At 32.4% G+C, this 16,435-nt stretch carries 15 protein-coding genes; 9 read left to right on the top strand and 6 right to left on the bottom strand.

All coding sequences use genetic code 11. The annotated features are described in order from the left end of the window. Window positions 1-134: 134 nt before the first annotated feature. Window positions 135-944, top strand: coding sequence for a DUF1853 family protein (locus ACXGSQ_RS12670; RefSeq protein WP_458626524.1), 810 nt, complete (start codon window positions 135-137; stop codon window positions 942-944). A gap of 2 nt (window positions 945-946) precedes the next feature. Further along, window positions 947-1,510 carry a pseudouridine synthase gene (locus tag ACXGSQ_RS12665; protein WP_458626523.1) on the top strand — a complete coding sequence of 188 codons (564 nt, stop codon included), beginning with the start codon at window positions 947-949 and terminating at the stop codon, window positions 1,508-1,510. Here ACXGSQ_RS12665 and ACXGSQ_RS12660 read toward each other — a convergent pair. Next, window positions 1,497-2,231: a hypothetical protein gene (locus ACXGSQ_RS12660; RefSeq protein ID WP_458626522.1), complete on the bottom strand. Its 735-nt coding sequence runs from the start codon at window positions 2,229-2,231 to the stop codon at window positions 1,497-1,499. The two genes, ACXGSQ_RS12665 and ACXGSQ_RS12660, sit on opposite strands and share 14 nt — an antisense overlap. A gap of 99 nt (window positions 2,232-2,330) precedes the next feature. After that, window positions 2,331-3,845, bottom strand: coding sequence for a DEAD/DEAH box helicase (locus ACXGSQ_RS12655; protein WP_458626521.1), 1,515 nt, complete (start codon window positions 3,843-3,845; stop codon window positions 2,331-2,333). Window positions 3,846-3,982: 137 nt separating this feature from the next. On the opposite strand from ACXGSQ_RS12655, the gene ACXGSQ_RS12650 reads away from it, so the two are divergent. Continuing rightward, window positions 3,983-4,549 carry an ExbD/TolR family protein gene (locus tag ACXGSQ_RS12650; protein WP_458626520.1) on the top strand — a complete coding sequence of 189 codons (567 nt, stop codon included), beginning with the start codon at window positions 3,983-3,985 and terminating at the stop codon, window positions 4,547-4,549. Here the strand turns inward: ACXGSQ_RS12650 and ACXGSQ_RS12645 are convergent. Continuing rightward, window positions 4,533-4,961 carry a 3D domain-containing protein gene (locus ACXGSQ_RS12645; RefSeq protein ID WP_458626519.1) on the bottom strand — a complete coding sequence of 143 codons (429 nt, stop codon included), beginning with the start codon at window positions 4,959-4,961 and terminating at the stop codon, window positions 4,533-4,535. The genes ACXGSQ_RS12650 and ACXGSQ_RS12645 overlap by 17 nt on opposite strands. Window positions 4,962-5,401: 440 nt before the next feature. Continuing rightward, entirely contained in the window at window positions 5,402-7,720 is a 2,319-nt protein-coding gene (locus ACXGSQ_RS12640) for a T9SS type A sorting domain-containing protein (RefSeq protein ID WP_458626518.1), read from the bottom strand. Between the two features lie 105 nt (window positions 7,721-7,825). On the opposite strand from ACXGSQ_RS12640, the gene ACXGSQ_RS12635 reads away from it, so the two are divergent. Beyond that, window positions 7,826-9,121 carry a dipeptidase gene (locus ACXGSQ_RS12635; protein ID WP_458626517.1) on the top strand — a complete coding sequence of 432 codons (1,296 nt, stop codon included), beginning with the start codon at window positions 7,826-7,828 and terminating at the stop codon, window positions 9,119-9,121. Between the two features lie 65 nt (window positions 9,122-9,186). On the opposite strand, the gene ACXGSQ_RS12630 is transcribed toward ACXGSQ_RS12635, so the two are convergent. Then, complete coding sequence (locus ACXGSQ_RS12630) at window positions 9,187-11,187, bottom strand: alpha-ketoacid dehydrogenase subunit alpha/beta (RefSeq protein ID WP_458626516.1); 2,001 nt, start codon at window positions 11,185-11,187, stop codon at window positions 9,187-9,189. A 148-nt stretch (window positions 11,188-11,335) separates the two neighbouring features. Between ACXGSQ_RS12630 and ACXGSQ_RS12625 the strand changes: the two genes are divergently transcribed. From ACXGSQ_RS12625 to ACXGSQ_RS12605, 5 genes are all read left to right on the top strand, one after another. Continuing rightward, on the top strand, window positions 11,336-12,286 hold the full coding sequence (locus tag ACXGSQ_RS12625; RefSeq protein WP_458626515.1) for an isopenicillin N synthase family dioxygenase: 951 nt from the start codon (window positions 11,336-11,338) through the stop codon (window positions 12,284-12,286). Window positions 12,287-12,368: 82 nt separating this feature from the next. Next, entirely contained in the window at window positions 12,369-12,698 is a 330-nt protein-coding gene (locus ACXGSQ_RS12620; protein ID WP_458626514.1) for a translation initiation factor, read from the top strand. A gap of 5 nt (window positions 12,699-12,703) precedes the next feature. Next, window positions 12,704-13,633 carry a DUF1835 domain-containing protein gene (locus ACXGSQ_RS12615; RefSeq protein WP_458626513.1) on the top strand — a complete coding sequence of 310 codons (930 nt, stop codon included), beginning with the start codon at window positions 12,704-12,706 and terminating at the stop codon, window positions 13,631-13,633. Window positions 13,634-13,636: 3 nt separating this feature from the next. Next, window positions 13,637-14,509 (top strand): nucleoside phosphorylase, encoded by an 873-nt coding sequence (locus ACXGSQ_RS12610; protein WP_458626512.1) that lies wholly within the window; start codon window positions 13,637-13,639, stop codon window positions 14,507-14,509. 69 nt (window positions 14,510-14,578) lie between these two features. Continuing rightward, window positions 14,579-15,433, top strand: coding sequence for a substrate-binding domain-containing protein (locus ACXGSQ_RS12605; RefSeq protein WP_458626511.1), 855 nt, complete (start codon window positions 14,579-14,581; stop codon window positions 15,431-15,433). A gap of 293 nt (window positions 15,434-15,726) precedes the next feature. Here the strand turns inward: ACXGSQ_RS12605 and ACXGSQ_RS12600 are convergent, their stop codons facing one another. Further along, complete coding sequence (locus ACXGSQ_RS12600) at window positions 15,727-16,404, bottom strand: uracil-DNA glycosylase (protein ID WP_458626510.1); 678 nt, start codon at window positions 16,402-16,404, stop codon at window positions 15,727-15,729. Between the last annotated feature and the right edge of the window lie 31 nt (window positions 16,405-16,435).

Here is a 16,435-nt window from a genome sequence, read left to right as displayed (position 1 = left end):
TAAATAAATCGCAAAATCTAAAGAAGATTTTGCGATTTTTTAGCTTTTAAAATCAGTTAAACAGAAAAAATAAACATTAATAAAATCACAGAGAAAGATAGCTTTATCTAATTTATTTATACTTTTAATGTGCGATGGATAAAAGTACATTATTACGTTATAAGGGTTATATTAAGACACCTTCTCTATTTAAAACGAGCTATTTAGAAAATATTGATAATATTGAACTCAGTTCAGAATTTGAGACCTTAACTACCAATATAGAATTTAAAAATAAACGTTTAGGAAAATTGGTTGAAGAATTTGTGTTTTATCAACTCCAACAAAAGCCATCCGTGAAATGGATTGTTGAAAATTTACAAATACAACAAGGTAAACAAACCATTGGCGAACTCGATGCACTTTATTATCAGAATAAACAACCAATTCATCTCGAAGTTGTATATAAATTCTACTTATATGATACATTGAAAACCTATACAGATCCTCTCGCCTATTGGATTGGACCTAATAGAAAAGATACACTCTGTTATAAATTAGAAAAGCTAAAAAATAAGCAGTTCCCACTACTTTTAAAAGAAGAAGCCACTCCTCTACTCACAGCCTATAATATCAATCCTATAGCGGTTTCTCAAAAACTGTGTTTTAAAGCGCAATTGTTTTTACCACATACATCTTCTACAATTGGTACCGAGCCTTTAAACGCAAATTGTATCAGCGGATGCTATATTCCTTTTGAAGATATGTCTATTTTTAGGCATCTTAAATTTTATAAACCTCAGAAATTAGATTGGCTAATAACACCTCATAATGCTGTAAAATGGGTGGACTATAATACGATTAAAATACAAATTAAAGAGGACGTTGATTCTGAACGCTCACCTTTAGTTTGGATAAAATATAATGAAACTAAACTTGTAAAATATTTTATAACCTTTTGGTAACCATGAAAGAGCACAGCTATTTTAAATTATATAAACCTTATGGTTATTTAAGTCAATTTGTAAATCACCAGAATAAGCGCAAATCCAAAAAGCTTTTAGGAGAACTTCATCATTTTCCTGAAGAAACAATGGCTGTGGGCCGATTGGATGAAAAGTCGGAAGGTTTATTAATGCTTACTACAGATGGTAAATTTAGTAACTACATTACAAGTTCTGCTATAGAAAAGGAATATCATGTAATGGTTGATGGTATCATTACACCCAAAATTATTTTAGAATTAAAAAAGGGTATTGAAATTTCAGTAGAAGGAAAACCATATACAACAAAGCCATGTGAAGCTAAAATTTTAAAAGATACCTCCCATATTTTTGAACGTTTTGTGCGAGATGAGCGTCATGGCATTACATCGTGGCTATCTATTACTATAACCGAAGGTAAATTTAGACAAGTGCGAAAAATGACTGCTAAAGTCGGCTTGCCGACACTAAGATTAGTTAGAGTTAGGATTGGTGATTACGAATTAGGAGCAATGCAACCTGCAGAGGTGCTTCCTATTCGTTATTAGAAGCTTCTTCTGTTGGTTTATCTGTTTTTTCGGTAATAGTTACCTTTTCATTTTGAAAAACAATAGTGGCTTTTACACCTGTGAGAAGGTTCCATTCTTTTGAAGAAATGACATTGCCTTTATCATCGTAGACTACAAATTCAGCTGTATTCGGTCCCGATTCACCTTGATTTAAAGCCACAATATCTACCGTATTTTTTCCTTCTACTAAGTTAACTTCTACACGTCTATAATTACTGGTAAGTAACAAGTTATGTTTTACAATGCTCCCATTCAATAAAATTTGAACACGATCACCATCAGGATATTGATGATCTCTACAAACAATGTTTACAAATTTAGTATCTACACGATGTTCTCCTAGAAACTGATCGGACATTGTTCTTATAATGCCACCTTTTACAGCTTCTTTCTTCCATCGTTTTTCAAAAATTTCACTTGGACTTTTTAAACCGTCATTTTCCGTCATGGAAAATGGTTTTTCTGTTTCTCTAAACACAAATTTTTCTTCGCCCTCCTTAGAACTACCACTCGATTTTTCTTCTTCTTTTTTTAGAATTGGAGCCACCTTAACTTTTACTAAGGCAGAATCGGTTTTCTTTTTTGATATTTCCGCAGGAATACGAATAGATTTATTTTCTTTATCCTTAATAACTTGGGCAAAAACCGTGGTGCTACAAAATATGCAGAGGATAAATGCTATGATATTAATGGTTTTCACAAGAATAATAGTGTTGTTTTAGTGTTTGATTAGTAGGTTACAAAAACTATACCTATCTCAAATTAAAGGTATAAAAATAGAAATCTTTACAAAAAAAAGTTAAAACTTACCATTAAAGCTAATTCTTAACTTTCTATTATACTCTTCAAATAGCCAGTCTTTATAATTCTGAGTACTATTCATAATGCAGTAACAATATTGTTTAATTCTATAAGCAATTTCATCCTGAAGATCTTTAATGAGTTCTCGCGCTTCATAAACATCTTCACTATTGTCAATACATATTTGTGAATGCTGTGCAATCGATCGCTCAATAACTGTGAATGATTTTTTTCCAGAATTAACTACATCCTTATATTCCGCTTTGACATCAAAATTTAATGTAAAAGACTTTTTAAACTTTACCTTTAATGAATCTGGCATTTTATAAACGAAATCACGTTCTAGCAAATCATCATCAACGATATTTTCTAAATAATAGTCGGGATGCTTAAAAATATGCTGCCAATCTACTGGTTGATTCCAAGGACCAAAACGTGCTTGATTGTTTCCTAAATCGATAACTAGAAACGAATTTCGATCTTTATAAATTCGACTTCCACGACCTATCATTTGAAAATATAAGGTTAATGATCTTGTCGCCCTATTCAAAATTATAGATTCTACTGAAGGTTCATCAAATCCTGTAGTTAAGATACTTACTGATGATAATACGGCATCTGGTGTATGCTTAAACCATTTTAAAATTTCTTTACGATCTTGCTTATTTGCAGTGTTATCTAAATGTCTAACATTATAACCAGCCTTTTTAAAGGTGTAATACACTTCTTTAGACGTGTAAATTCCATTATTAAAAATTAGCGTTTTTTTACCTTTTGACAGTTCCTCATAGGCCATTAACAACTTAGATTGCATCAGGCTATTAGTGTATAAAGCTTCAGAAGATTTTACTGTATAATCACCGTTAATACCAATTTTTAGGGATGTTAAACCTACATCGTAATTATATACCTCTGCGTTAGCAAGAAATCCGTTTTTTATTAAAGTTGAAATGTCATCACCTACAATTAATTTATTGTAATTATCTTTCATTGGTAGTTTAATATTACTACTCAATGGAGTTGCCGTAACGCCAAGAATAAAACACTTTTCAAAAAACTTAAATAATTTTCTAAACGAGTTGTAATGGGCTTCATCAATAATGACCAAACCAATGTTTTTTAATTCAAAATCGTTATCCGATAAACGATTATTTAAGGTTTCCACCATGGCTACAAAACACTGAAATTCATCTTGATCTGGAAGTGTTTTGACCTTACTATTAATAACCTTATTCTTTACATTAAATCCAGATAAAACATTAGAGGTTTGTTTACAGAGCTCTATTCTATGGGTAAGTATGACTACTTTTTTCTGATGTTGTTCTACATAGCGTCTTACAATTTCAGAAAAAATAACGGTTTTTCCTCCGCCCGTAGGTAACTGGTATAAAAGATTATAGTCCTCAGCTTCATCTCGCATTACATCAAAAATGCGATTGAGATCTTTGATTTGGTAATCATAGAGACTCTTCTCACTTGTTTTTTGTTGTATAGTTCTGATTTCTGAAGACATAGATTGAATTTAGCACTTGATTAATTTTGCAAAAATAGCACATTGTTAAGGTTTATGGAATGAATTGTTAAGAAGATTTCACAAGATTGGTATCGTTATTGTGATTAACATATCATTAACATTTAAATCTATATATTATGAAATCATTTAGAAGACATTCTGCATCGGTTAATGCAGGTTCTATGGCAGATATTGCCTTTTTGTTACTAATTTTCTTTTTAGTGACTACAACCATTTCTGCAGACAAAGGCATTTTACGAAAATTACCGGCTATTTGCGACACAGCTGATTGTATCGCTAACCTTCCCGAACGAAATTTACTCCAAATTTCAATGAACGAGACTCAAGACATTATGATTGAAAATACTATTATTAAATTGGCTGATGTCAAAACTATAGTTGAAACCTTTATCGATAATAATGGCATTGATAAATGTGATTATTGTGAAGGTAATCAATCTAAAGAATCCTCTGATCATCCTAAAGTGGCTGTTATTTCGTTACAGCATGCCGCATTAACTAAATACGAACACTTTATTGCGGTGCAAGATGAAATCACAAAAGCGTATTATGATTTAAGAATGCGTTACGCTAAACTTACTTATAATAAAATACCAGATCAATTAACAAAACATGAATTAATTGATGTCCAAAAGGCCTATCCTTTTTTAGTTTCTGAAATTATGATCAACCGTTCAAATTAGAAATTGAATCATTTGTTTGAATACAATATTCAATCTTAAGTTTCTTTTTGCCCCATTTTTTAGCTTTTTTAACATCATTGCCCATATAAATGTCGATTCGTTTTTTATACCGACGATTCATTTTGTCTTTAACTATAAATAAACTATCGAAACCTTGAATTTTCACTTTAGTGTTATGTACTAATCCCGAATCTAATAAGTCACGAGACACAGCAATGTATCGTAATCCAGGTTTTAAACTATCACCAAAGGCTGTAATGTTTGGATTTGCATTGGTTTGGTATGCTAAGGAATTATAAGCTGTAGCAGTTACTTTTAATGTCTTTTTGGGGCAAGTAGACACTGTTGGCTTTGTATTGCAATTATAGACACTAATAACGATTATCATTATCAAATACAATCTTGTTTTCATGCTTATAAATATACATTTAAAATCGTTAAATTTTGTTAAAACTGAACTATGCTATACCTAGTACTGTAACAAATATAAACTTTCGTCGTCTATTAAGCGTAACCAATTAAAAAACAACAATTATGAGAACTTTAAACAGCAATCAATTATCTAGAACTTCAACAGCATCAAAAAGTTTTGCTTGGAATTTAAAAAGACGTTATAGATAAAACAGAACATTTCATCAATCAATCAATCAATCAATCAATCAATCAATCAATCAATCAATCAATCAATCAATCATTATGAGAGTTTTATCAAAAATCGTCAACACATCTAATAGTTTAGATGAAGACCTAGAAACCATTAGAGTTTAACTTTGAATGTATTCAATTTTAAATCTAAAAAAAAGTCAGTTTCCTATTAAAGAAACTGACTTTTTTATAATGTATAACTTAGGCTTATTTTTTAATAAGTTTTTGAGTCATTGAACTTGTGCTTGTCGATATTTTTACAAAATAAATACCGCTTTCATATTGCGACATATTTACAGTATGCATGCTACTAGAGCTCAAATTTCCTTTACTAATTTGCTGACCTAAAGTATTATAAATCTGATAACTTACGTCCTCACTTATATTTGTTAATTCTATAGTTAAGTTATTTTGTATCGGATTTGGATAAATTTTAATAAAATTCTCAAGATTAAACTCATTCACGCTTAATGGATTTTGAACACTGAAAGTTACAGATTCGGAAGTACTAAAATCACCTCCGACAATAATTATGTTTTCATTTTCATCTTCTAAGGTATAAGATCCATCACCATACCATCCACAGCAGATACCATCACCCTGTGAATCAAAAATAGTAAATGTATAACATTCATTAAATGAAGGTATGGTTATAATTTCTTGATATGACTGAGTATCACCATAAGTATTAATTGGTTGACTACTTACAATAGTACCGGCACTATCTACAAGATTCCAAGAGGTTTCGTTGCCATAATCATCCGTTAAAAGATTTAATATTAATGAAGAGGTTGTATAGGTTGGTGACACTTCAAAGTTAAATACAAATGTGTCATTAGACGTGTTTTCATCTTGTGTTCCATTAGGATTAGAAACGTTTACAGCAAACAAATGATTACCAGCTTCTAAATTAGAATATGTTGGAGTAGCAACAACAATGCTTTCGCCATTTAATAAATTGCCTGTCCAGCTTAATAATGTACTAGCCTCTGCATCGATATTATAAGATATATCTACGGAAGTTAAAGGTAAATCTCCTGAATTTACAAGCGTAACTGAAGGAGTAAAATCTTCTCCACAAATTTCTGAAGCATTACTTGTACCAGCGTTTGCTTTTGCATCAATATTATAAGTCTGGAGAGGAGGATATTGGTCTAAAATTTCAATTCCAGAATCGGTTGGGTCTAACCAATCTTTAAGTCGTGTTGAAGCTGTAGTGCCATAATCCCATGCCACACCAAAACGTCCGTAGATATCATATCCACCGTTATCATTGGTTCCAGAACAGGCCGCGCTTCCTCCAGAAAGCATCCCTATTAAATGACCTGTCTCATTAAATAAACCAGACCCTGACGATCCACCTTCCGTAACCCCCAACTCCCAGTCATTAATTCTCCACATTTGAGCCGTAGAATTTCCATTAAAGTCTGTTGTAAACCTAATTGCTCCTTCATCATTTCTAGAAACTTTCTGAATGTCTCCACTAGGATGATGAAATCCAAAACTTATCGCTGGTATATCTGTTGTAGATTTGTTCCAACCAGCCCAAACTAAATCGTAATTATTATCAAAGAAACTAGAATCTGTAATTTCTACCAATTCCATATCTGATTTTGAGCTATTTGCTCTCACGGTAGCACCACTAACGGTTTGGTTATATGTACCGTTGGTACTATTTGCGGTTGTCCCACAAGACGGGTTTGGACTTCTCCAATTAAATCTAAATGACCATGTACTTTCTCCTCCAGCACAATGATTGGCGGTTAACATATAAGGTGTACCATCATTGTTGGTATTATTAATTAATGTCCCAGAACACCAATCTGTTCCATTTCTCAATATTAAGGCACCTGATGCTTTTATACTTTCTTTTACAGCATTTAAGCCATAAGGATCTGGTGAAGGTGATATATCGCAATCCACATCAAAATTACAATCGCCCGATTCTCCTAAAGATTTTTGATAGCTTTCTGCTGTACGATAGCCATGAACAACAGATCCTACTGTAATTTTAGCTTCTCCAACCACATTAGCGGGTTCATAGTATTCTAAATAAGCAGAATCTCCTTCTACCAACCACGTTCCCAAAACTTCTTCAGCGTTATTGTTATGATGTGTAAATGGTCTTAGTAAATCTGTTTTTTCCTTATTGTATACATAAAGTTTTGCTCCATTTGGAATTTTAAATACATCAAACATAAAGTTTAATGAATACGCTCCTTTAGAGGTGTAAGCCATTCTCCAAATCCGATCTCCATTATCTAAAGTCGTCCATTCTCCAACATCATTAAAGTTGTGATCGACATAGATATCATGACCAAATCTCCAAGGAATGGATTTATTTTGATCGTTAATAGAGTCTTCCTCTTGTAATTTTTTTAAATCAAATGAAGGAAGTTTAAATGCAACCAAATCAGAGACATTATTAAGACTCCAACTCGGTGGTTTTATGTTATCTGGAATTTGTTGCCCAAAAGATATTAGGGTCATACATGCAAATGCAAAAAGTAATTTTAATTTCATCATTGTATTTTTTTGTGGCTTAAAAATAAGGATTTTAATTAATTTTTAATGGAATCCGCTTTGTTTTAAGACTTATTTCTAGTTATTTTTAGAAAAACAAAACCAATCATGAATAATAAATCAATTCTCTATTTTGGCTTAATTCTAACACTTACAGTAAGTTGCAAATCAGAAATAACGGAAGAAGAAAAGCTCTTAACAAAAGCCAAAGAAATACATAAACGGGTCATTACATTGGATACACATTGTGATATTAATGTAAAAAACTTTACAGATTCATTAAATTACACACAAGATTTAGATACACAAATTACACTTCCAAAGATGAAATCGGGAGGCTTAGATGTGGCTTGGTTTATTGTTTATACAGGACAAGACTCATTAACAGAAAGTGGGTATAAAAAAGCTTATGACAATGCCATGTCTAAATTTAATGCCATTCATAAATTGGTTGAAGTCATTGCTCCAAACGATATAGAGCTCGCTGTAACTTCTGATGATGTAAGACGGATTAATGCCAAAGAAAAAAAAGTCGCTATGATAGGCATAGAAAACGGCTACCCAATTGGCTTAGACATTAGCAATGTTGAAAAATTCTACAACCTTGGTGCACGTTATATGTCGTTGTCTCACAATGGACACAGTCAACTTTGTGATAGTAATACAGGCGAAGAAGACGATGTTTGGCTTCATAATGGTTTAAGTGATTTAGGAAAAGAAGTGGTTGCTGAAATGAACCGTGTTGGAATGATGATTGATGTGTCTCATCCTTCAAAAGAATCCATGAAACAAATAATAGAACTAAGTAAAGCTCCAATAATAGCATCGCATTCTTCAGCAAGAGCCCTCTGTAATCACAGTAGAAATTTAGATGATGAACAATTAAGGTGGCTAAAAGAAAACGGAGGTGTTGTACAAACGGTTGCTTTTAGCTCATATTTGAATACTGAAAAACATGATGCGCGTAATGCAGCTATGGAAGCGATACGAAACAATGTTATTGACTCATTAGATATTACTTGGTACAACTGGAGCGAGTTTAGAACATTAGACGAGAACGCTCAAACGGAATTTGTAGAGAATCGGAAAACAGTGATGGATATTACCAATGAAAAAATTAGCCAATTAGAAGGTTTTCCTGATGCTGTAAATGTTATAGATTTTGTAAATCATATTGATTATTTAGTTGAAAAAATAGGTATTGACCATGTAGGTATAAGTAGCGATTTTGATGGTGGTGGTGGCATTGAAGGTTGGTCTGATGCCTCAGAAACGTTTAACGTGACTTTAGAATTAGTTAAACGAGGTTATACTGAAGATCAAATAGCACAGCTATGGAGTGGAAATTTATTACGTGTTTTAGATGAAGTTGAAGCTGTAGCAAAAGAAATTAAAAAAAGTTAATACTATTTTATGTCAAAAAAAAAGCCAGCAATTTGCTGGCTTTTCTATTATTGGTGATTCGTATTCTAATACTTTAACAATTCTCTTAAGGCTGCTTCAAACTTTCCTTTGGCTAAATATTGATCTTCTAACTGACCAATAAAAGGAATAGGTGTTTCCATACTAGCAACACGTTTTACAGGCGCATCTAAATATTCAAAACAGCTTTCCATTAACATTGCAGAAAGATCACTAGCAATACCTCCAAATAGAGAATCTTCTTGGAGAATAATAGCGCGTCCGGTCTTTTTAACCGAATTAATAATAGTGTCTTTATCTAAGGGTTGTAAAGTTCTTAAATCAATTAAATCAGCAGAAATATCAGCATTCTTTTTTAAGGTATCTAATGCCCAATGTACTCCTGCGCCATAGGTTATTATAGTGACTGCTTCTCCTTCTTTTAAAACTGCGGCTTCACCAAATGGAATTGTAAAATAATCCGAAGGAACCTCTTGACGAATACTTCGATACAACGCTTTATGTTCAAAAAATAACACGGGATTAGGATCATTTATTGCTGTGGCTAATAAGCCTTTGGCATCATAAGGAAATGCAGGATATACCACTTTTAAACCTGGTGTTTTAGTAAACCAAGCTTCATTGGTTTGCGAGTGAAACGGCCCTGCAGCAACACCTGCACCACAAGGCATTCTTACCACAACATCAGCTTCTTGTTCCCATCTATAATGCGATTTTGCTAAATAATTCACTACGGGATTAAATCCTGAGGTTACAAAATCTGCAAATTGCATTTCTACTACCGATTTAATTCCTGATATGGATAAACCCATAGCTGTTTCAACAATAGCCGATTCGCAAATTGGTGTATTTCTAACTCTGTCTTTTCCAAATTCTTCAACAAAACCTTCTGTAATTTTAAAAACACCACCATATTCTGCGATATCTTGCCCCATAATAACAAGATCTTTATGTTTTTGCATGGACTGTTTTAAGCCTTCAGAAATAGCATCTATTAAACGTAGTTCTGTTGTTTCTTTACCTGGTGTAACCTCTTCATAATTAAAAGCTTTATAAACGTCATTTAATTCCGCTGTTTCACTAGGAATTATATTTGGTTCAGCATAAGCCGACTCTAAAGCGGCATCGATTTCAGATTTAATATCCTTGATATAAGCTTCATCCATTTGTTGGGTGAGAATCTTTTTACTAAATAAAAAACTTCTATAATTTTCTATAGGATCTTTGGCTTCCCATTCATCTAATAATTCTTGTGGAACATATTTTGTACCACTCGCTTCTTCATGTCCTCTTCGTCTAAAGGTTTTAAACTCTATTAAAATCGGACGTGGTCGTTTTCTAATACTTTCTGCTAACTTCTGAACTTTGGTATAAGTTTCAATAATATTATTACCATCTAAAATAAATGATTCAATACCATATCCTTTACCTCTATCAGCGATATGTTTACAGTTATATTGCTCGTTTGTTGGAGTTGAAAGTCCATAGCCATTATTCTCAACACAAAAAATTACGGGTAATTGCCACACGGAAGCCACGTTTAATGCTTCATGAAAATCCCCCTCACTAGTACCACCTTCACCAGAAAAAACGGCAGTTATATTACCATTTTTCTTTAATAGGTTTCCTAAAGCAATTCCATCTGCAACTCCTAATTGAGGACCTAAATGCGATATCATACCTACTACATTGTATTCTTGAGTCCCAAAATGAAAAGAACGATCTCTTCCTTTCGTAAAGCCACTAGCCTTCCCTTGCCATTGACAAAACAAACGATGTAACGGAATTTCTCGTGTTGTAAATACACCTAAATTTCTGTGCATTGGCAAAATATATTCACTTGGTTTTAAGGCCATCGTTACACCTACGGAAATGGCTTCTTGTCCAATTCCCGAGAACCATTTAGATATTTTTCCTTGACGTAATAGAATGAGCATTTTCTCTTCAATTAGTCGAGGCTTTAACATATTATAGTAGAGCTTCAATAACGTTTGATTATTTAAACTTCGTTTATCGTAAGCTATGTTGTTTTTTGCAATTGTTGGCATAGATTGTTGTTTTCTGTAATGTTTCAAATGTAAATAAAATTGATGCAATAATCCATAATAGACTTTAAATTGTCAATAATTCTCACGTAATTTTTTAGCACTATTATTGTTACATTTGTATATTGACAAAAAATTAAACACAAATCCCATGGATAGAATACCTAGTGTAGATTTAAAGGATTTCATTTCTGAAGATCCCAAACGAAAACAACAGTTTATTAATGATATAGGAAAAGCTTATGAAGACATAGGTTTTGTTGCATTAAAAGGCCATTTTTTAGATGATACCTTAGTTGATAATTTATATGAAGAAGTTAAAAAATTTTTCAATTTACCTTTAGAGGTTAAAAAAAGTTACGAAATTCCTGGCATTGGAGGTCAACGAGGCTATGTGTCATTTGGAAAAGAAAGCGCAAAAGGAAAAAAAGAAGGAGATTTAAAAGAATTCTGGCATTTTGGACAATACGTTGAAGATGATGAAGAACGACGCAAAGAATACCCAGAAAATGTTGAAGTAAAAGAACTAGAACAGTTTAATAAGGTAGGAAAGCAAACCTACCAAATGCTTGAAAAAACAGCAAAATATGTTTTACGTGCTTTAGCACTTTATCTCAATTTAGAAGAAACTTATTTTGATCAGTATATTCATAATGGAAATTCTATTCTTAGACCAATTCATTATCCGCCTATTACTGAAGAACCTAAAAACGCAGTAAGAGCAGCTGCTCATGGAGACATTAATCTTATTACCTTATTAATGGGTGCACAAGGTCGTGGACTTCAGGTACAGCGAAACGATGGAGAATGGATTGATGCTATTGCAGAGCCAGATGAACTCATGATTAATGTAGGAGATATGTTATCGCGCCACTCTAATAACAAATTAAAATCCACAATACACCGTGTTATAAATCCGCCAAGAGAACTTTGGGGCACATCGCGCTACTCTATGCCATTTTTTATGCATCCTGTTAGTGAAATGAAATTAGATGTTTTAGAAAGCTGTATCGATGCGGATAATCCAAAACAATTTGAGGATATTACGGCTGGCGAGTTTTTAAACGAACGTTTAATTGAGCTTGGACTTATAAAAAAATAGTACTCAGTTAATCTGTTACAGTCACAATTACTTATTGTAAATGATTGACTAAGACTGAGAACTGAGACTGTAAATTGAACAAATGGACTTACAAGATCAATTAAAAAATCTATTCCCAGATCATACTCCAGAACCTACAGATAACGCTGAGGATTCTAAGACTAATTTATGGCTTCAAGACGATCCTATAATCTGTAAATATGAAAAAAGGAAAGGCAAACCTATTACTATTCTTGAAGGGTATACGGGAGCTACAGAAGATTTTAAAAAATTAGCCAAAGAACTAAAAACAACACTTAGCGTTGGAGGTAGTTTTAAAGATGATAGAATAATTATCCAAGGAGATTACAGGGATAAAATTATGGCTATATTAAAAGAAAAAGGATTTAATGTAAAACGCGTAGGCGGATAAGTTATATGACTAAAAATGTTTTACATATTACCAACGGAGGTAGTCTTACCGAGTATTTACGTGAATTAGATTTTACGGAAGATATTTTTACATGGCAAGAAATGTTATGTGAAGGCCCTACCATTCCAGCTATAAACTCGGAAGAATTCTTTAAAATCAGAGCCAAATTCCTTAAAGAATACTATGATATTGAAGTTGACACAAAAGAACTAGAAACCGAACTTTCAAAATTAGATAATGTTGAAAATTATAATGAAATCAACTTATGGTTTGAGTATGATTTATTCTGCCATATCAATTTACTCGGCGTTATTAATTTATTACATCAAAAAGAAATAAATAAACCGCTATACCTTATTTGTAGCGGACGTATTAAAGGCGAAAAAAACCTAAAAAGCTTAAGTGAGCTAACCCCTCAACAACTGAAAGAGCACTATAATAATAAAGTTCTTTTAACTCAAAAAGATATCGAATTTGCAATCGCACTTTGGAGAACGTATTGTGGTAAAGATCATAACATTCTAAAACCCTATATTGTTACAAACTCTAATTTTAAATATATGAGCAATTGTCTGAAAGCACATTTAAAACGATTTCCACACCAGCAAAGTGGACTTAACGTTTTAGAAGATAATATTCTTAGATTGGTACGAGATAATGAAATAAAATCAGAACACCATCTACTCGGCTATAGCCTTAATTATCAAGGTTATTATGGTTATGGAGACACACAATTAAAACGTCTTATTGAAAAGCTCTCTATATTTTTTGAAAAAACTGAAAATCAACTTACCTTAAATAGAAAAGGTCACGAAGCGTTATTAAGACATCATAACTTTGCGTCAGAAATAAACAATGCTATGGTTTATGGTGGCGTCAACCGTCTAGACTATCAATTTAGCGTAACTCAGAATAAATTAATAAAAAAACTCTAACATATGTCAATTAAAAATTCAGAACTTATATTAAATCCGGATGGTAGTGTTTACCATCTAAATTTAAAACCCGAAAATATTTCAGACACTATTATTTTTGTTGGTGATCAAGATCGTGTAGAGAAAATCACAACGCATTTTGACCGTATTGAATTTAGCACTCAAAAACGTGAATTTAAGACACAAACCGGTTATTACCAAGATAAACGTCTTACGGTAATTTCAACAGGAATCGGCCCTGATAATATTGATATTGTATTAAATGAATTAGATGCTCTAGTTAATATCGATTTAAAAACTAGAAAACCAAAAACAGAACTGACCAGCTTAAATATTATAAGAATAGGGACATCTGGGTCTTTGCATAATGACATACCAGTAGACGCCTTTTTAATTAGTACACATGCCCTAGATATTAATGGCATGCTACATTTCTATCAAATTGATGGTATTTGTAATCCGGAAGTTGAAGATGCATTTATTAAACATACCAATTGGGATAAAAATAAAGCTAGACCAATTATAATAGAAAATAGTAAATTCTTAGAAAACTACTTTGTAAGTGATTCTATTCATAAAGGCATGACAGGTACTGCAGGAGGATTTTATGGTCCACAAGGTCGCGTTTTAAGGTTACCTTTGCAAGATGCTGATTTAAACCATAAATTGGACACCTTTAGTTATAAGGATTTTAGAATTACAAATTTTGAAATGGAAACCTCTGTTATTTACGGACTATCAAAATTATTAGGCCATGAAGCTTTATCATTAAATGCTATCATTGCTAATAGAGCCAACGGCGATTTTAGTGAAGATCCAAAAAAAACAGTTAATAAATTAATTTTGTATGCTTTAGAGCGTATCGTTAATATATAATATGAAAGTAATTTTCATAGAAAAACAGAAGATTAACAAAAAATGATACCCACTTTCGTGGGCATTAATATGAAAAAAGTAAATATTGGTGGAGTACCAGAACACTTTAATTTAGCATGGTATTTAACACTTAAAAATGGTGAATATAAAGATCAAGACATTAATCTAAGATGGCACGATTATTACGGTGGAACTGGCGCTATGACCAAAGCATTGCGTTCTGGAGAAATTGATATGGCTGTGATATTAACCGAAGGTATTGTAAAGGATATTATTGAAGGTAACCCTTCTAAAATCGTTCAGACCTTTGTTGAAACCCCTTTAATTTGGGGTGTTCATGTTGCTGCTAATTCTAATTTTAAGACAGTTGAAGACATTAAAGGTAGTAGAGCAGCCATCAGTAGATATGGATCTGGTTCGCACCTAATGGCCTATATAAATGCTAAAAACAATAACTGGGATTTAGAAAAAGATTTAAATTTTGAGGTCATCAAAAACTTAGACGGAGCTATTAAAGGCTTAACCAATGGTGATGCTGATTATTTTATGTGGGAAAAATTCACCACTAAACCGATTGTAGATGAAGGTGTTTTTAGAAGAATTGATAATTGTAAATCCCCTTGGCCTTGTTTTGTTATTGCCGTTCGTCAAGATTTCATAGATAATAATGAAGCCGATTTAGAAACAATTTTAGATATAATTAATGAAACGACAGCCGAGTTTAAATCCATACCAAGTATAGATAAAACCATAGCTAACCGATACGAGCAAGAATTAGAGGATGTACAAGAGTGGTTGTCATTAACCGAATGGTCTCAAAGTGTTATGGATAAAAAGACGTTAAACAACGTGCAAGAGCAACTATATGACCTAAAAATCATTTCAAAAAAAGTAGATTACCAAGATTTAATTCATAAAATGTAATCCTATTTTTATAGCCTAAAATTAGGATAATCAGTTAGGTCACTTTTAATTAAGAGAAAACTCTTCTTTTATTATCTTTTAAAATTTGATAATTTTTGTTACTTTTGATATAACCAATATCTTTCAATAAACTACACCACAGATTAATATGATTCTAAACATAGCTCTGATATTATCATGCTTAGTAGCATTTAACTTTATACTATTAATTTTTAGTTGTAATAAATCTACTAAAAAAGTAGATTTTGAAGTAACACTTACAAAAAAAACTAAAAAGACTCCTAAAAAGACTGCTACTCTAGTTTCCAATCAATTAGAGTCGAATCAGCAACTAGCGCCAATTGGGAGTTAGTTTTACTAAAATGCTTGTTTCCAAACCAATAACCTCTATTGGCACTCAATGGAGAGGGATGACCACTTTCTAAAATAATATGCTTAGTGGTATCAATGAATTTCCTTTTCTGTTTAGCAAAGCCTCCCCAGAGTAGAAATACAACATTATTCTTTTCTTTACTAATTGTTTTAATGACGGCATCTGTAAATTGCTCCCAACCTTTCTTTTGGTGGCTACCTGCTTTATGTGCTCTAACCGTAAGTGTTGCATTTAAAAGTAACACACCTTGATCAGCCCAAGGCGTTAAGTTACCACTTTTAGGATAAGGAAGCCCCAAATCTTGTTCAATCTCCTTAAAAATATTAACTAAAGACGGTGGGTGTTTTATACCATCATTTACAGAAAAAGACAGTCCATTTGCCTGTCCAATATCATGATATGGATCTTGCCCTAGAATCACCACTTTTAAATCCTGAAAATGGCAATGATTAAAAGCATTAAAAATATCTGACGGTTTAGGAAAACAAGTATAATGTTCATATTCATGCTTTACAAAAGCGGTTAAATCTTTAAAATAAGGCTTTTCAAATTCTAGATTGAGATAAGTTTTCCAGCTTTGGTCTATATTTACATTCATTTTTTAAAACAGATTACATCCTATTAAGACT

It is taken from the genome of Winogradskyella sp. PC D3.3, from assembly GCF_054366245.1.
This window is presented reverse-complemented; position numbering and strand designations above follow the sequence as displayed.